This window comes from Ruegeria meonggei, assembly GCF_900172215.1.
In the GTDB taxonomy this organism is placed as follows: domain Bacteria; phylum Pseudomonadota; class Alphaproteobacteria; order Rhodobacterales; family Rhodobacteraceae; genus Ruegeria; species Ruegeria meonggei.
This window is the reverse complement of record NZ_FWFP01000009.1, coordinates 129,118-146,240: the sequence shown is the minus strand read 5'-3', so window position 1 is coordinate 146,240 and position 17,123 is coordinate 129,118. Positions and strand designations below refer to the sequence as shown.

Annotated in this window: 18 protein-coding genes; 4 read left to right on the top strand and 14 right to left on the bottom strand. The window is 53.0% G+C overall.

What is annotated here, in order from left to right:
* Window positions 1–130: 130 nt before the first annotated feature.
* Window positions 131–1,048, bottom strand: a complete 918-nt coding sequence (locus tag RUM8411_RS15565; RefSeq protein ID WP_234995257.1) for a homocysteine S-methyltransferase family protein — start codon at window positions 1,046–1,048, stop codon at window positions 131–133.
* A gap of 267 nt (window positions 1,049–1,315) precedes the next feature.
* On the opposite strand from RUM8411_RS15565, the gene RUM8411_RS15560 reads away from it, so the two are divergent.
* Window positions 1,316–1,672 carry a GFA family protein gene (locus tag RUM8411_RS15560; protein WP_085823639.1) on the top strand — a complete coding sequence of 119 codons (357 nt, stop codon included), beginning with the start codon at window positions 1,316–1,318 and terminating at the stop codon, window positions 1,670–1,672.
* Here the strand turns inward: RUM8411_RS15560 and RUM8411_RS15555 are convergent.
* Window positions 1,669–2,499 (bottom strand): class I SAM-dependent methyltransferase, encoded by an 831-nt coding sequence (locus tag RUM8411_RS15555; protein ID WP_234995256.1) that lies wholly within the window; start codon window positions 2,497–2,499, stop codon window positions 1,669–1,671. The two genes, RUM8411_RS15560 and RUM8411_RS15555, sit on opposite strands and share 4 nt — an antisense overlap.
* 214 nt (window positions 2,500–2,713) lie before the next feature.
* On the opposite strand from RUM8411_RS15555, the gene RUM8411_RS15550 reads away from it, so the two are divergent.
* Window positions 2,714–3,226, top strand: a complete 513-nt coding sequence (locus RUM8411_RS15550) for a DUF6653 family protein (protein WP_085823637.1) — start codon at window positions 2,714–2,716, stop codon at window positions 3,224–3,226.
* Window positions 3,227–3,409: 183 nt separating this feature from the next.
* The gene (locus RUM8411_RS15545; protein ID WP_085823636.1) at window positions 3,410–4,573 is read left to right on the top strand and encodes an adenylate/guanylate cyclase domain-containing protein; all 1,164 of its coding nucleotides are present in this window, start codon (window positions 3,410–3,412) and stop codon (window positions 4,571–4,573) included.
* Here the strand turns inward: RUM8411_RS15545 and RUM8411_RS15540 are convergent.
* The 7 genes from RUM8411_RS15540 to RUM8411_RS15505 all read right to left on the bottom strand — a co-directional run bounded on the left by RUM8411_RS15540 (window position 4,563) and on the right by RUM8411_RS15505 (window position 10,877).
* Window positions 4,563–5,981: an adenylate/guanylate cyclase domain-containing protein gene (locus RUM8411_RS15540; protein WP_085823635.1), complete on the bottom strand. Its 1,419-nt coding sequence runs from the start codon at window positions 5,979–5,981 to the stop codon at window positions 4,563–4,565. The two genes, RUM8411_RS15545 and RUM8411_RS15540, sit on opposite strands and share 11 nt — an antisense overlap.
* Window positions 5,982–6,752: 771 nt before the next feature.
* Window positions 6,753–7,559, bottom strand: coding sequence for a methyltransferase domain-containing protein (locus RUM8411_RS15530; RefSeq protein WP_085823633.1), 807 nt, complete (start codon window positions 7,557–7,559; stop codon window positions 6,753–6,755).
* Between the two features lie 5 nt (window positions 7,560–7,564).
* Window positions 7,565–7,858 (bottom strand): putative quinol monooxygenase, encoded by a 294-nt coding sequence (locus RUM8411_RS15525; protein ID WP_085823632.1) that lies wholly within the window; start codon window positions 7,856–7,858, stop codon window positions 7,565–7,567.
* A gap of 182 nt (window positions 7,859–8,040) precedes the next feature.
* Complete coding sequence (locus RUM8411_RS15520; protein WP_085823631.1) at window positions 8,041–9,876, bottom strand: adenylate/guanylate cyclase domain-containing protein; 1,836 nt, start codon at window positions 9,874–9,876, stop codon at window positions 8,041–8,043.
* A 40-nt stretch (window positions 9,877–9,916) separates the two neighbouring features.
* A complete protein-coding gene (locus tag RUM8411_RS23160) occupies window positions 9,917–10,042 on the bottom strand; it encodes a hypothetical protein (protein WP_268808360.1) in 126 nt (41 codons plus the stop codon).
* A gap of 12 nt (window positions 10,043–10,054) precedes the next feature.
* Window positions 10,055–10,546, bottom strand: coding sequence for an SRPBCC family protein (locus RUM8411_RS15510; RefSeq protein ID WP_085823630.1), 492 nt, complete (start codon window positions 10,544–10,546; stop codon window positions 10,055–10,057).
* Complete coding sequence (locus RUM8411_RS15505; RefSeq protein ID WP_085823629.1) at window positions 10,539–10,877, bottom strand: ArsR/SmtB family transcription factor; 339 nt, start codon at window positions 10,875–10,877, stop codon at window positions 10,539–10,541. The genes RUM8411_RS15510 and RUM8411_RS15505 overlap by 8 nt, the downstream gene beginning before the upstream one ends.
* A gap of 337 nt (window positions 10,878–11,214) precedes the next feature.
* On the opposite strand from RUM8411_RS15505, the gene RUM8411_RS15500 reads away from it, so the two are divergent.
* Entirely contained in the window at window positions 11,215–11,988 is a 774-nt protein-coding gene (locus RUM8411_RS15500) for a prephenate dehydrogenase (RefSeq protein ID WP_085823628.1), read from the top strand.
* A gap of 626 nt (window positions 11,989–12,614) precedes the next feature.
* Here RUM8411_RS15500 and otnC read toward each other — a convergent pair.
* The 5 genes from otnC to RUM8411_RS15475 are packed head-to-tail and all read right to left on the bottom strand — an operon-like array spanning window position 12,615 to window position 17,119.
* The gene (gene otnC / locus RUM8411_RS15495; RefSeq protein ID WP_085823627.1) at window positions 12,615–13,256 is read right to left on the bottom strand and encodes a 3-oxo-tetronate 4-phosphate decarboxylase; all 642 of its coding nucleotides are present in this window, start codon (window positions 13,254–13,256) and stop codon (window positions 12,615–12,617) included.
* A complete protein-coding gene (gene otnK, locus RUM8411_RS15490) occupies window positions 13,253–14,530 on the bottom strand; it encodes a 3-oxo-tetronate kinase (RefSeq protein ID WP_085823626.1) in 1,278 nt (425 codons plus the stop codon). The genes otnC and otnK overlap by 4 nt, the downstream gene beginning before the upstream one ends.
* Window positions 14,527–15,324 carry an N-acyl homoserine lactonase family protein gene (locus tag RUM8411_RS15485; RefSeq protein WP_085823625.1) on the bottom strand — a complete coding sequence of 266 codons (798 nt, stop codon included), beginning with the start codon at window positions 15,322–15,324 and terminating at the stop codon, window positions 14,527–14,529. The genes otnK and RUM8411_RS15485 overlap by 4 nt, the downstream gene beginning before the upstream one ends.
* Window positions 15,321–15,608: a putative quinol monooxygenase gene (locus tag RUM8411_RS15480; RefSeq protein WP_085823624.1), complete on the bottom strand. Its 288-nt coding sequence runs from the start codon at window positions 15,606–15,608 to the stop codon at window positions 15,321–15,323. The genes RUM8411_RS15485 and RUM8411_RS15480 overlap by 4 nt, the downstream gene beginning before the upstream one ends.
* Entirely contained in the window at window positions 15,608–17,119 is a 1,512-nt protein-coding gene (locus RUM8411_RS15475; protein WP_085823623.1) for a tripartite tricarboxylate transporter permease, read from the bottom strand. The genes RUM8411_RS15480 and RUM8411_RS15475 overlap by 1 nt, the downstream gene beginning before the upstream one ends.
* Window positions 17,120–17,123: the final 4 nt, after the last annotated feature.

Below are 17,123 nucleotides of genomic sequence, written 5' to 3'. Positions count from 1 at the left end.
TCAAACACCTGTCTTGACGCTTCGCCAGCATCTCATCGGAATTACTTCACGGATCACTGTTTTTCCCTGTAAAGTCTATCATCAAGCTTCACACATACGGTGATACGCCGCCGTTAGTAAAATAGCAGCGCTATCTGCGATCTACCTCCAAAGCCATTTCCCTCAGGTGTCGCATATCCGTACCGCAGCAACCGCCAAACACCCTGATAGACGGGTTTTCCCGCATGACATCCGCAATTTCTTTGCCAAGCTGCACGGGATCTCCTTCGTCCAATGTATCTGCCTCATCCAGTTCTGCGTGCGAACAACTTGATGCATTGGCAACAACACCTTTGAGCCTTGGATGCGCGTTGAGCGCGTCGGCAAAGTGCGTCGGGTGCGAGCAGTTGACCATGTAGAACAGAGCCGCGCCGTCTGTTTCTGCTTCGATCTGGTCTATGGCATCGACAAGTTTTGTCCCATCAGCCAGGCACCCATCAGTTTCGACTACCAATGACATAATGATCGGTAAACGAATATCTCTTGCAGTCAGAACACAGCCAGCGGCCTCGCTTAGGCGGTTGAACGTGTACGCGGTCACCAGATCAACACTGGTTTCTTTCAGAACAGCAAGTTGCGCACCGTGGTAATTGCGCGACTGTTCAACTGTCATGGGTGGGATGTCTGCATAGGGGTCGCGTCTTGGCCCAACGCAGGCAGAAACCAATACGTCATCTCGACCAGCTGCCATGCGCACCTCCTCCATCAGTGCGACACCATCTTTGTTTACCTCACGAAGACGTTCAGCATCATAGCCCAAAGGTGCGGCACGGTCGGCATTTGCCATCCATGTTGGCGCGTCGAGAATACACCCAACACCCAATTCGCCAGCCAATTGCACGAGCGCTTGCATTTGCCCGGCCAGAACATCCCGGGTGGAGGGCTTCTCCAGCAAGGGAAACGACGCAAATCCCGGGAGCTCGATACCGTGGTTAAAGATCAGGTCCGTACCTGTACCTGCATAAACCAAAAATTTCTTGTCACCCTCGTCTGGAAGTTTCCGCGCCATTTTGCACCCTTCGAAAACCGACATTACTCTGCGTCCACAATAACAATGATCAGATCTTCTGCAAAACCGAGGTGTTTACTTGCCCGTTCGGACGCTTTCTCCATTAGCGGTTTCGGCTACGCATATTTAGGCGCGAACCGCCGGAGTTTCTGAACAAGCGTGGCTGTACCGTTCCGACCTATAGCCGGCCCTCGTTACCTTGGAGCGGCAGGTTCAAGCTGACACAAAGAGCTGGCCGTTCTATCCTTTCCAGGTGGAGGAGAGGACATGGATGATAAGATCGAAGGAGGCTGCAAATGTGGGTTGGTGCGATATTCTGGGTTTCGTTCAGACGCTCCGATGTTTCGCTGCCACTGCCGCGATTGCCAGCAACTCACCGGAACAGGGCATTCAGAGATTGTGCCACTTGTAGCCAATTCTCTTTCAATTGGTGACGCACTCAAAACATTTGAAATGACAGGAGGATCAGGACGGTTGACCTTTAGTGGATTTTGCCCGAACTGTGGATCGCCACTAACCCGCAGAAGTGAACGGATGAGTGACTGCATCTACGTCCATGCGGCGTCAATGGACGATCCCTCCAAGTATTATCCGGCGAAACCGATCTACCGCGAAGCAGCTTAGCCTTTGGACAGAGCTGTGATAACAACTGAAGGGGCAGGCACAAAGTAACCTCGAATGTCTGTGTTTGCTTCCGCCTGAACGAGCGTTGCCAAATCCGCACGTATTGCATCACGCCGTTCTTTCGGCTGGCGCTTGAGGAGTGATGCCGCACGCACTGCACCCCCATCAAAAACATCAAAAAGCACCTGAGGATCTGAAACGCACAATTCACTTGCAACATCGATAAGCCGCACATTGTGGAAACCTGCATTTTCGACCATTGGTTTGGCAATTCCGCCGTCTACGAGCATGTGCGCATCCGGGCCCGAAGGCAGTGAGATAGATGGGTCAGCCAGACGTTCAACAGCATCGAACAGCCAGCCAAACGCGCCTTCTGATCCTTTGCCACGCCAAATCGAGAAGGCAACTCTACCACCCGGTTTCAGCACTCTGGTCACTTCTTTCAGACCGCGTTCGGGGTCTGGAAAATGTGGGACGCCGAACCCGATTGTGACTGCATCAAAGGTATCATCTGGAAACTCCATTGCCATTGCATCACCCTGAACGAACCGCGCGGTCGGAACAGCTGATTGGGCAAGCTCAATCATCGGTTCAGAGAAATCCAAGCCGGTTACATCCGAGCCACGGGCTACAAGCTCTGCTGCTACGACACCGTGTCCGGTGCACAGATCAAGAGCTTTGCAATTCGGCCCAGCAGCGACTTCGTCTGCAAGCTTTCTGGCAACTAGGCGCGTCGCCATTTCAAAGCCGTCGGCATACCCTTTAGCAATAGACGGATCCGCCCATCCTTGGCGTTCCATTATCTCAAAGTCTGCTGTATCAGTCACTTCAGCCCCCCAAAGCTCCAAAATGTGACAAGAATACACTCAAGCAAGGTTCGGGCCAGATATGTTTTTCAAGCCTTGTCAGGATCGATCCGGATACTCGCCATGTAAACGCGAGCGCCTGATCTTAGCCAAAGGACGAGACTTGAAAGCGGTTGTGATCAGTAGCGGATGGATTCAATCTCAATAATGGGTTTGCAGTTTCTGGAGTGACCCGATGGACATAGTTCGACTTTCCGAACGCCTCATGGGTATGAAAGACGAGGTTTGGTTGCGGCATACAAACCCTTGGTCGGTCTGGACCCGCGTGCTGACACCGCTGCCCCTTTTGGCGCTGGCGATCTGGAGTCGGGCGTGGATTGGTGGTTGGGCATGGGTTGCCGTCGGCGTGGTTTTGGTCTGGGTCTGGATCAATCCGCGTGCGTTTTCCCGACCTAAGACCTTCGAGAGCTGGTCAGCCCAAGGTGTATTGGGCGAGCGTGTCTGGCTGCAGCACCGAGATAAAATTGCTGCTTATCATATACGAGCGGCCAAAGTACTTGCCTATGTCAGCGGATTGGGTCTTTTGCCGTTTGCAGACGGCCTTTGGGCGTACGGCTTGGGATTCACATGCCTTGGCATTGTTGTGATCTCTGGTGGCAAGATATGGTTTGTTGACCGAATGGCGTGGATCTGGAGCGACTTTCTGCGTGATGGTGGGTCGATTGATGACTTAACGAGCAGGAACTGAGATCCGATGTCCTGACGGAAACTAGCTTCTCTCGCAATAGCGATAAGGCCAGTTAAAGGAATTGGACCACCACTATGTCAGATACGATATCATCAGTTTTCGGCTGCGCCATACACGGGATTGCTTCAGGCCATTCAAGTCAAGAGGCTTTGCTATGAATCTTTTGGAAACTATTCTGCCACGATGGAACATATTGCTCAGCTTGCCGCCTGGATGATGAATGACGGACGCTGCTCGAACGATCCGGGTAGGATCGTATCGCATTTCTGCACTTCACTAATCGAGGCAGGTGTACCGCTATGGCGTGTCAACATTGGCCAGCGGTTCGCCAACCCCTTGCTTATTGCGTGGGGCGTTGTCTGGACACCTGAAGAAACTGAAAGCTACGATGTGACTCATGCTCGTATGCTCACAGATGGCTATGTTGGCAGTTCATTCGATTACATTCTGGAGCACAGGCGCCCACTGCACAAAAGTCTGCGCGGTCTCGACCCGGAAACGGACCACGTATCTTACCTTGAGTTCGCTGAACTTGGTGGCACGGATTATTATGCGACACTGCTATACTACGGGGACGGATCACTGCACGGATGTACATTCGTCACACGTTCCAAGGATGGGTTCTCGAACCAACATCTGGAGATGATCGAAGTCGCGTTGCCAGCCCTGTCTTCGGCCATGGAACCGATCACCATGCGCAAGTCTTCCCAGAGTCTGCTTCGTACATATCTTGGCAATGGACCATCCGAAGCCGTTTACAACGGAACGATTAAACGAGGTGAGCGCACGTCCCTAGAAGCTGTCGTGATGTTCTCTGACCTTCGTGGTTTTACCGCGTTGACGGATACCGCAGATGAGGAGGACGTTTTCGATGCGCTGGATGGCTACTTTGACCTGATCGTTCAGGCTGTTGAGGATAACGGAGGGGACGTTCTCAAATTCATGGGCGACGGAGTTTTGTCCGTTTTTACGATTGCGGCACCCCGAGATCGCATCCACCAATGCCGTCAGTCGGTGCGTGCTGCGCAAGACGCGCTCACCGGTCTTGCCGCGTTAGATAAAAGGCGCGTTGAGCAGGGAAAACCGACACTAGACATCGGAATTGGCATCAATGTCGGGCAGGTTAGCTACGGCGATATTGGCAGCCCCGGCAGGCTCGATTTCACAGTGTTGGGTAGCGCGGTCAATGTTGCGAGTAGGATTGAAGGCTTAACCAAATCATTGGGACGCAGAGTGCTGACGACAACCGCCGTCGCAGAAGCGGCACCGGAACTGTTTTCTGTGTGCGGTGTCCACAATATTCGCGGCATTACGGGTGCAGTCGAGTTGTTCCATCTTATCGAATAAGGTCGGCCACTCGACGTGATGTCTTTGGCGGATAGGCCCAGACACCTATCTTTCCACGCCTGCCCCTCAAGGCATGCTCCCCGGCAGGCTCCAACCGCTCAACCAAGGAATTGCCAGAATCATCGGTCGGATGTATCGCCTGAATCACGGAAGCGCTGACCACCAATGAGCATTCAAGCGTTCTCGTAAGTTGCTCAAGCCTGCTTGCAACATTCACTGTGTCACCAATAACGCTGTATTCGAGGCGACGTTGATTTCCGATGTCACCAGAAACAACAGGCCCGTAGTGGATACCAATCCCAATCCGCACCTGAGGAAGCCCCGCAGCCTTTCTTTCGCGGTTCCAATCATCCAATGAATCTAGCATGTCAAATGCGCATTGAAGCGCGTCTCTGGCATCTTGCCCACCAGGCTCCGGCGTACCGAAAGTCGCCATAAGCCCGTCGCCGAGATACTTATCAAGTGTCCCGCCGTTCTCAAAAACTGCCTTACCCAGACGATCATGATACCTCCGCAGGAAAGAAACGACCTCTCCAGGCGTGTCGTTCTCGCACATCGTCGTGAAACCAATGATATCGACGAACATGACTGCGACTTCTTGTTCACGTGCTTCTCCCAAATTATCTTCAGAACTCGCGAGACGATCCACGACGTTTGGCGAGAAATAGCGAGCAAGATTGGTGCGTGACCTTTCCGAGCGAATTCGGCTTTCGACGAGCCAACGTGACCGGCGTACCAATGCTGCAAGGCCTGCGGCTACCAGCAAGCATACGAGTATTTCTTGCACCCAAAACCCAAGAAAAATGAAGTTGGGATCAGAACGAGCCAACAACAAATCCTCAATCGTTCGCTCGGTTAAATCAAGGTTTGTGAAGGTCCCGGGCTGGTTCACAAACCAAACCAGCATTCCTGTGCGCGCAGCAACAATACATAGACCACACCAGAGAACCAGACTTGGACGAAAGCTGAATGCAGCCTGCATCAGGAACAAATAGAAATAGGTAAACTGGCTTCCATTCATCAGGATCGCAGGTGGCATATCGTGCTCGGTAAAAGGGTTCTGAATACTGGAGATGAGGGCCAGCAATGCGCAGTCCACCGCCACGAAGGCATAATTCAGCACCCTGGCGTGCGCGCTATATTTCGCGAAATAGAATTGCATGATGCCAAGAACCGCGAACACAGCAACTTGGGACACATCGTAGAGAAAGCCAATCCCGCGACTTTGCGTGTCGACCGCCACCCAGACCAAAACGATACATAGCGCGAAAGTTCGAACCTTCGCGGCGAGCATGAGGCCGTTTCGTTCAGCTTCGTCAAAACTGTCCTCACTGCGACGGGCAAGTCTGTCGTCGAGCCGTTCTTCAACTGAATGATCAACCGTTTCGGATTTCAGAAGGCGTGCCAAACCCGTTTCCTCCAATCGCGAACAGCTTAGCGGTCTTTGGCTGGGTCTAGAAGCTGCATAGCGCCGTCGAATTGGCGCTTAGATCGGATATCACAAGGCAAAACGGCATCTTCGCGGAAAGGTAGACAATTGAGGTTGCTGATTTCATGCACCCCTGGAAAGCGCGATTGCTATAGCCAGCCAGAATCCGGAGCGTATAGTCATTGCTCCAACTGTTCGCCATTCAAAGGGCGTACCGCCAAGCGCCATTGCTATCAAAACCAAGAACACCAGAGCTGTGCAAATGCCGATTGCCCAAGCAATTCGCCGCGCCCAAGCTGCGGATTTATAAAGTGCGACAGCACCAACAACATAAACGAACCCCGCAAGGAAATTGAACCAAAGCACTATTGGCACCGCGTCCCCGGCTGCGGATTTCACGGTCGAAACGCCAAACAACACCATCCCCCCGGAAAAAGTAGTCAGGAGACCAAAGAGTGCGGCGATTACTGCGGCCGGGCGCATCCAAGGCGAGGACTGAGCTATCATTATTATCTCAGGAGTTCGGTTGAACATCGTGATGCAACCAGCCTACTTCATCGCAAGCGTTACAGCTTGATCAATGTCAATTTGGTCACTCAGCCATTTGGTTGCGTCTGGAAGAAAATGATCTCTCATATCGCTTTCTGCCACACTCTGAATTACTCAGTGGGTAGATTTTCGAGACGGAAAAGACCCAAACCTGCCGGATCGCCAAATCTGGATCAAGTTTCTACAGATCACATACGTTGCCTATTCCGGTTTACGGGCGGTCATAATGTAGGCCGTCGTCGGAAAAACTGCTTTACCGGTTGGCGTTGCGTATTTCGAAAGTTTCACATCAGATTTGATCAGAACTTCTGCGATTTTTTCTTCACTGAGATGTATGTCAAACAGCGGCAGCCAACCCCGCAGTTCAACTTCCACCATTGTCCGGGTGCTGGGAAAGGTTGCCTGCTCGCTTTTGGATTCAAAGGCAATGTCCTCAAATCCAGCTTGCGACAAGATGGTCGCGACTTCGTCGGGGGCGCCTAAACTGAAAGGCAATCTCACTGAATTTGCGGCCTCTGGCGACACATATTCCTCCAACACGGCGACGATATCCCGATATGCAGGGTTCTGGTCGATAGTGTGCCAGATCGCCACCCCCAACCTGCCGCCCGGTTTGGTCACCCGATACATTTCGCGTGTCGCTTTCCGCAGGTCCTGAAAAAACATCATTCCAAATTGAGAGATCACGCAATCAAACGAGTCATCCGCGAAGGGCAGCTCTTCGGCACTGCCCAGAACCCACTCGATATTGGGTTCAACTTCTCTTGCCGCTGCAATCATGCCGGGTGCAGGATCAAGTCCGACCACGCGACCAGTATGTCCAGAACACTCGCGTGCTGCTCGCGTCAACACGCCTGTACCACACGCAACATCCAAAACGTGCGCACCTTCGCGTATTCTTGCGCCGCCAATCAAATGGTCGCACCAAGGTGCAAATAGCGCTGGCACAAACAGAGCTTCGTATCCACGACCCGCTTGGAGTTCTTCCTGTGTTGCTTCGGCAGCCATTTGCGTTACTCCACGAAATCGTAATGTTTGATTGATCTGGATTCGACCAATTCGGCTTCCGAAGGATCCACATGCGCCGATTGGTAATCATCGCCAACAAACGCCTTGAGAGAGGCAAGGTTTTTCCAGATCATAACGAAACTGAATTCTCTTGGACTGTCGGCCCGCGCCGCACCGGGAAGAACCTGCACGATCCCTTCGGTTCCCCGCATCAGTGGTATGGCCGTGTTGTGGAAGAAGTCACCGAACTCCTCCTCTTTGCCTTCTTTCGCTGTGACTTGAAATATCCGCATGATCATGACGCGCCTCTCCCATTGGTAGGGTTGCCGCCTGCATGATGACCTCAAGAATACCTAATATCACATCACTCACCCTTTGTCGTTTTGACTCATTACCAACTGTCATCAATACACAGAACCAGTAGCGGACCTGTCCTGAAACAGACCAATGGCTCAAGACCCTTGGACAGAAGCTACGCGACTCAAACGACCAGCCCTGCTAGATTGAGCCCTTCACGTAGTTTTTCGATCAGGTCTTTCGGCATGTCACGTGCGCGGAAAGGGGCCAGTGGGTCTTTGATTGCTTCAGGAAACTCTTTTCTTAGTTCATTGACCAGGTTTCTCGCTGCGTCCAGTTCGCCATTTAACGCCAAAGCTGCGGCGGTGGATGCCATGTTCATGGGGCGACGTGCACCACCCATACCAGCTATTTCGGCCAATGCTTCATCGTAGTCGCCCCGCACGATTGCATGCAGGTGAAAGGCATTGCCATAACCGGGATGAAGCTGAGGATTGAGTTCCCGCGCCCGAGTGATCCAGGTTTCACCAGCCTCCCATTCTCCCGAATATGCCAGAAAGATCCCCAAATCGGCGAGAATCCAGGAGTCGTTAGGATTGAGATCGATTGCGCGTTGCGCGTAATTTCGGAAGATATCTGTGCTCTCCCCGACCATACGGCTGTGGATCGCCAGTGCGTAATATGCATCCGGGTTTTCCCGATCAGCCTCAAGTGCCTTATTGGCGGCCCGCCGCGCCTGCTCCGACCAGTCCGGCTGCGTATCCAATTGGCGCTTCTTAGATTCCAGAAAATTGTAGGCGAGCCGTGACCAGGCCAGTGAATAATCAGGTTCCGCCTCAACCGTGCGTAGCAGGCAGTCGCGCGCAATTCGATGATCCTCGATGGTGAATGTTTGATAGAACCAAAACGACAAGAACACACATTCATACGCATCAAGACTGTCTGGCGCCTTATTCCTGATCTCCTGTGCGATGGCTGATTTAAATAATGGTGCATCGCTGGACCCGATGGCCGACGCAACCTTGCGGGCAATGTCGAGCTGGACTTCAAGCAATCGTTCCGCATTCAAATCGACATCGAAGGGTCCAGGTGATGTTAGCTGACGGCAGCTTTTTGCATCGGTCAGAGTAGTCGTAACCCGAAGCTGATCAGTCGAGCGCTGCACCGTGCCTCGCAGGATAAAGTCTGCGCCAAGCTTTTTGCGCAGATCTTCGCAACCTGTGTCGTCACGGAAGGCCAACATGGCTTCGGGCGCGATGACAAAAAGGTTGGAAAACCTGGCAAGCAACGCATTGATATCCCGGCTCAGCCCATCGCTGAAATATGTGTCACCGAGCTCAGCGCTGAGATTTTTGAATGGCACCAGCGCGATCCGAGCGCCCGTTGGAAGCTTGGAAGCGCTTGACAATGTATGGCTATACCAAAACGCCGCAATCGCAAGTGTTGCACCCAAGGCAATTGCAGCTGCCCAGCGGACGTATTTCGGTTGCATTCGAATGGACCGGGCAGCCGTAGCCGGCCAAACAAAAACCTCCAGTGGTGTAGGAATGTTTTTCAGACCTTTCAGCCCCGCACTAGCGAAACCTTCATCCAGCTTTCCAGCGATTTGCTCGGCCACTTGGCGGGAAATGCAAATACCGCCAGGGGGCGCCAACGCTTCGAGCCGAGAGGCGACGTTCACGCCGTCGCCGAGAAGATTGTCTCCATCGCTGACCACATCGCCCAGATTAACTCCAATCCGGAAGACCATTCGTGAGTTTTCAGACAAGTCAGCATTCTGAGCGGTCAGGCGGTGCTGCATCTCCAGCGCGGTGCGGACAGCAGCAACAGAGCTATGAAATTCTGCCAATACGCTGTCGCCAGCGCTGCCAAATATTCGCCCGCCTGCACTTTCGATACAACCATCGATGATCGTTCTACAGGTCGCGAGTGTCGCGAGTGTGCCTTCCTCATCATCACACATCATCCCAGAATAGCCGACGACGTCCGCTGCAAGTATGGCTACCAGTTTCCGTTCCATACAGCGCCCCTTTAGGAGCCGACCCTAGCATCGTTTGCGATTATCCGACAAATGGCGTGGCCCAGCCACCGTGTTCAAATCCTTCCGACGGATCTTCTTCTGGCATACTGGGGGATTGCATCACGCCATCGAGCGTCACGAATGTCAGAATGGCAAGCTGTCGCATGTTTCCGATCTGTCAGCCAAATTCTCTTGATGCAAGATACTCGCCAAGCTTGTCAAAGGCCTGGTTCCAGCCGCCTGCGCCAGCTGTGCCCTCTTCGACGCCGACATGAACCATGGTCATTAGTGTTTTCCCGTTCGCTTCAGAGAGTTCAACAATGATCTCGGTGATGTCAGGAAAGTCATCGGGCATGCCCATCGCCTGAGGTGTGATAAGGGTGCCATCCTCATCACACATACTCTCCGTATAGACGAGGCGATGCGGTCGGGTGACTTCTTTGTACACGCCTGTGAACCACATTTTCATGGGTCGCTCAGCCGACTTCATTTCCATGCAAACCTTACGCGTGCCGCCAACAACCACGTCCATTTCGGCTACTGGAACCGACATGCCACGGGGTCCATACCATGCACTAAACAGGGCCGGGTCAGTCCACATGTCCCAGATGGTGCCAATCGGGGCGTCAAATTCTCGCTCGATCTTTACCCATTTCTTCTCGTCATTCATCTGGTGTTTCCTTCATTCCATTCAGAATTCTGTCCATTGCGTCGAACCGAGCTTCCCAGATGAAACGGTATTGGTCGGTCCAGCTTGCAACGGCCTCCAGCGGTTTTGTGTCCAAAGCACAAGGGCGGAACTGAGCATCCTTGCCACGTAAGACCAAGCCAGCAGCCTCCAGTACCCGGATATGTTTGGAAATCGCGGGTAAGGTCGCATCGAAGGGTTCTGCAAGCTCGTTCACAGTCGCTGTGCCTTTGGCCAATCGGGCCAGAATTGCGCGCCTCGTCGGGTGGGCCAGTGCTGAAAAAGCTGCATCGAGTTGTTCATCACCTGTCATGGTGGCACATTATACCATTTAGTTAATTAATCAACTGGTATAATACAGTTCTGCAGGTACGTGTTCGCATTCGCTACTTTTGCGCGGCTTGGGCGAGTCGAAGTTCGGTAGCTGTAGCAGACACCATCAGCTTTGAGCTGTTCCCATCCAATTGGTTGACTTCAACCTGTATGGTGAATTAGTTCGATACACATGATGAAAGCGTTCGACATTTCCAATGGTTATTATCCTCAGCTTGCATAGCTGCGGACACTTCACTGTGAATTTTCCGCTGCCCTGACAGCGGTCTAGACACGAAATGATCTCTCGCCAGGCGGCAGTTTTTTGAGGTCATGAGATGAAAAACTCTAGAGTTGAAAACGCCACTGCATCCGTCGGCATCATCGGTTTCGGCGCATTCGGGCAGCTGATCGCCAAACACTTGAACCAGAAATTCAAGATGCTTGCATATGATCCGTCACCACACCTGCGAGAAGACGCGTCGAAACTCGGCGTGTCCATTGCTTCTCTTGGTCAAGTAGCGAAGTGCGACGTTATTGTTGTCGCTTCACCTGTTTCAAGCTTTGAGAGTGTCGTGAGGTCCATTGCCCCAATCTGCCGCCCTGGTGCGATCATAGTTGATGTTGGTTCGGTAAAAGTTCAGCCCTCTGAGATTATGGATCGGTTTCTTCCAGAATATGTCAGTATCGTCGCAACCCATCCATTGTTCGGCCCGCAAAGCGCCCGCAACGGTATCAGAGGTCTGAAGGTTGCGGTCTGTCCAATACGTGGACATCACCATACCCATGTCGCGGCTTTTCTACGAAAACACCTGGGCCTTCACGTCATTGTGACGACACCAGACCAGCACGACAGGGATGCGGCTACTGTTCAAGGCATTACCCATTTGATTGCTAAAGTGTTGCTAAATATGGGGCCTTTACCGTCTCGCATGACGACCAAGAGTTTTGACCTTATCTCAGAAGCTATCTCGATGGTACAACATGACGCGCCTGAGGTTTTTGAAGCGATTGAAAGCGCAAATCCCTACGCTAAAGAAGTCAGGCAACGGTTCTTTAGTATGGCATTCGAACTGAATTCTTTTCTGGAAGATAGTGAGAGGCACGATTGAATAGCTACCTGCGCTTAACCGCAATATCATTCTCGGTCATGTGAACCACCGGCAAGCATCTTAGTTTCAAACAACCAGATTATACTGCATTCGGCAGGCCACAGCGCCTTCTTTGCAAAAAATTGTGAGTATGATGTTCAGTGTTAACGCATCGCGAGCGGGATAAACTACGTGCTTTGGGTTCGATGTAACTGTTTATTGGGTTCAGCCCGATTGGCCAGCAGCAGCCCAAATGAAAATGCCCAAGGACGTTTAAGCCCGACGTCAAGCGGGTTTGCAAAGTCCGGTTACTGCGCGTATCGGACATTCTAACAGAGCTGAACGCAAAACGGCCCGCTACTTTGGCACAAAAAATCTGTGTTTGCGGGTTGTCTAACTCGAGAGAACGCAATCCCCCGTTTCAACCAAGCGCGCAAAACTATGGGCGAAGTACGCAAAACTATGGGGTGTGCGAAGGACTATGCGCTTCCCTACAAAATACTGTAGGGACGCGCATAAAGCTGCGCTTTTGCTATTGATTTCAATCATTAAATTCAGATGTTCTTGCCCATAACTTTGCGTGGTATTTGCTCATAATTTTGCACGATTTGCCCAAAAGTTTGCAGACTCCCCCTATCGGTGTCCGATTAAATCCTTCCGTAAGTCTCTTTGAGTTCTGCGACTTTTTCAGCATCCAAAAGGCGGGTTGGCAGGCCGCGCAAAGCCACTAGTAGCTTGGCTGTTTCTTCCAACTCTTCTGCCGCGCAAACCGCTGAGAAGAGGTCCTTTCCCGAAACGACGGGGCCGTGATTGGCCAACAGAACCGCACTATACTTGCCGCCCAGTTCGCGGATCAAATCACCGGACTTCGGGTCGCCCGGCTTTACGTATGGAACCAGTTTGACCGTGCCAACGCGCATGACCACATACGGCGTCAGCGGTGGAATACAGTCATTGGGATCGGTGTCTTCCAGACACGACAGTGCGGTCGCCCAGGTCGAATGCAGATGCACCACTGCACCAGCTTCCGGCCGCGTCTCATAGAAGGCTTGGTGCAGAAAGACCTCCTTGGTCGGCTTGTCTCCGGAGACGTGGTTGCCATCCAAATCAATCTTGGCAATTCGCTCAGGGTCAACATTGCCCAAAGTCGAGTTGGTGGGTGTCATAAGGATGCCGTCATGCAGACGGGCAGAGACATTACCCGCAGTGCCAACGGAAAAGCCACGCACAAACAGCGATGCACACAGTTCCGACATCTGCTGTCGTAAAGCCAATTCTTCAGAACTCATTTTCCAGCCTCCATCATTCTGAGGGCCTTCGCGAAAAAATCCGGAGCGCCAAAGTTTCCAGATTTCAAAGCCAGCACTATGGGTTCAGATTTCCCAACGCTCAGGACAGGTACGCCCGGGTCGATCTCTGGACCAATTGACATGGCAGGAGACCCCAGTGCCTCAGAGACAGCCTTGGCGACAGCTCCCGACGTCTCTCCTCCTGCCACCACAATGCGCTTGTACCCCGTTTCGGCAAGTTCTCGTGCTACATCTGCAAAGAGATTGTCCAGTTTTTCCGCCACAACTTCCTGACCGAATTGACTTTGGATCGCGCGAACATCATCCGGGCTTCCCGATGAATACACGAGCGGAGCCTGACCCGAATGCGCTTCAAAAAATTCCAGAAGCATTTGCGTGGTCACATCCCCGGACATGACACCCGGAACATCAATGGCGAAAGTCGGATGGGATTCCGCATGAACATCGATCTGCCCGCGGGTCGCACCTGAACAAGAGCCCGCAAGGATCGCGGCAGGCCCTGCGATACCAGTGAACACACTGCCAGCACTTTTGGGTGAAGTCCCTCTCAAGAAGTTTCTGGGGAGCCCCAGTGCTATCCCCGAACCCCCGGTTATGAGCTTGGCGTCTTTAAGAGCCTCGCCCCAGGCCAACAAATCTTCATCCGAAATCGCATCGCCAATTACAAATCGTTCGTCGGCCTTCTGCAAAGCAGCAGCAATTGCCTCTGAACCTTGCTTCACAGTGTCAATTGGCACCAACCCAACCGCTTCTTCAGTCTGATAATGCAACCATCGCCTGATGTTGGCATCCGTCATCGGAGTAAGAGGGTGGTTTTCCATCCCAGACTCGTTCAACAGCTTGCCGAGCACAAAAAGATGGCCCTGAAAAACCGTACGCCCCGTGGTGGGAAAGGCCGGACAGAAAACCACCTTTTGCGCACTCAGTTCATTGGCCAACGCTTCCGCAACGGGGCCGATGTTCCCTTCTTTAGTGGAATCGAATGTCGAGCAATATTTAAAAATGAACTGCTGGCATCCTTGATCCTTAAGCCACCGCAGGGCCCGCAAGCTGTCCGCAACAGCTTCTTCGACAGGTGCAGTGCGGCTTTTAAGTGAGATCACACCCGCTTCGATCTCTTTGTCGGCTGGGGCAGTCGGAGTACCCGGAAACTGCGCCGTTTGTAATCCGTCTTCCGGTTCAACGCCCTTTGCCAGAGTGTTCGCAATATCGCTCGCACCGGTAAAGTCGTCCGCTATGACGCCGATCTTCATAATTTGATGTCCCTGGTTGGCCCGGGATCCAGCCTATGGATATGCGGTGCCGCTCCGACAGGAAAAACCTCACGCACAAGTGGATCATGGCCGGGCACGATAAGTCGAGGATGCGAGGCCAACCTCTCGAGCGTCTTAAATCCATCCATCATGTCCTGCAGGTCGACGACGATGGGAAAGGCTTTGCGCGCCATGAAATTCTCATAGTAATGCGAGGCGTCAGAGGCGAGCACCATCCACCCGGCTTCCGTCCTTACGCGAACGCATTGCAACCCTCGCGAATGCCCACCAATGCAGTGCACCGTGACCCCATCTATAATCTCGGCTTCTCCATCGTAGAACACGACCTTCCCTGAATAGAGACGCTTTACGACCTCGCAAATATGGCCCGCCGTGAAAGGTGCACGCAAATGGTCGTGGCACATGCAGGGGCCTGTGGCGAAGGCCATCTCCGCCGATTGCATATGCAACTTCGCGTTCGGGAACATATGCAGCCCCCCCGCGTGGTCATAATGAAGATGGGTCACGATGATGTCTGTCACCGCTTCCGGCGTGATATCCAAGGGGCGCAGAGCCTCGCGTGGGTCCATCGCAATAGGACGACCACGGGCGGCGGCCTCATCGGAGTCGTAGCCGGTATCGACCAGAATGACTTCGTTGCCGCGCTTCAATACCCAAACGAAATAGTCCATCGCGTGAGGTGCGTCGTGATTGTCATCCAAGATGAAGCTGTCGCGTCGAGTGCGGGCATTGCGATCCGCATACTTGACGGCGTGAATCTCCCAATCGTTCATCGGATGACCTCGAAATACTGGTGAACTGTCTTCGTGGCGATCATATCAGCCACAGCCGCATCGAAGGATTTGAAATGCGCGCTTTCCAGGTGGGCGGAGAACGCCACGCTATCATCATAAACCTCATAGAGAAAAACTGTCTCGGGATTGCCGCCGAGGCAAACGTCAAACTGCTGGCATCCGGGTTCTTCACACAAAGAGGTCGAAGCGTTTTCGACCATCAGCGGCAAAAAGGTGTCTCTCGTACCGGGCTTGAGAGTGAAGGTGACAGTAACCACAAACATCAGACGGAAAGTCCTTTCAGACGTGAGAAAGCGCGCTTCGCAACGGGCAGTTGGCTGAGGATCAGGCCAATGTTGAGCACCAGCAGAATGGCCGCGCCGGGCCGCGAAAAGAAGACCGAAAGATCCCCATCTGACAAGAACAGCGACCGGCGGAAGGTTTCGTCAAACAGGCTGCCCAGAATAACCCCGATAACCAATGGCGCGATTGGGTATTTCATCAGGTTCATGAAATAGGCAACGGCGCCGACGCCAAGCATCAGGTAAAGATCATTGATGCCACCACCGACGCTGAAAGACCCAATTGTTGTTAGAACCATTACAACCGGCAAGAAGATAGTCTGCGGAATGGCGAGTATTCTGATGAAAACCCGAGCAGTGAACAGGCCCATCAAGAACATTGTCAGGGAGGCCAACACAAGTATTGCAACCACGCGCAGAATGATCTCGGGGTCTATCGTGGGCCCCGGGATCACGTTGTTGATCTTGAAAGCCCCCATCAAAGCCGCGGCGGGTGGTGAACCGGGAATGCCCAACACCAAAAGCGGGATTAGCGCGCCCCCAATGCAGGCGTTGTTTGCTGTTTCAGAGCACAGCAGACCTTCCAATGACCCTTTTCCAAACTTGTCGCCCTCGGCAGATACGGTCTTGCCGACACCGTAGCTAACCCAACCGGCGACATCTTCGCCAACTCCGGGAAGTGCTCCTACCCCTGTCCCAATCACTCCTGACCGGCCGATGGTTGGCAGGTAGCGTCGAATAGATCGAAGGTTTGGAAGAATACGGCCTTTCAGGGCCAGAATTTTTCCAGCCTCAACATGCCTCAAACCCTCGATGATTTGGGGGATCGCAAAGGCCCCCATCAAAACCGGCACGACCTGAAATCCGCTCATCAGGTAAGACCAGCCGAAGGTATAGCGCGGCTCAGACAACAGAGGGTCGAGTCCCACCATGGACATCGCAAGCCCGATCAGACCGGCGATCCATCCCTTAATCACCAGGTCTTCGCTCATCAAAGTGCCAGAAAGCAGAATGCCGAACAGGGCCAGCAGTGCTTTCTCCGGGCTTGCGATGTTTTTTGAAACCAAAAGCAACGCCCAGACAAAGATCAAAAGCGTGATGGTCCCGATAACTGTACCAATGAAACTGGCCGTTGTGGTCAGCCCTAGTGCTTCGCCCCCTCGACCCGCTTTGGCCAGAGGGTATCCATCCATAGCCGTCGCCGCACTGGCCGCCGTGCCCGGAATGTTCAGCAGGATTGACGGATAAGAGCCACCGTAAATCGCGCCGACATAGGCCCCGAGCAAAGCGATGAGCGAATAGTCCAATGGGATCTTGTTGCCGAAGAAACCCGTCAGGATCGTCACTGCCAGCGTTGCGGTCAGGCCGGGCAATGCGCCGAACGTGATGCCCAAGAACACGGATGCGATCAAATACAGATAGGTCAGCGGGTCTACTGCCAGGCCCACGAATGCGGCCCCAAATCCAGCCAGTTGCGAAAGGATAAAGTCCATCCGG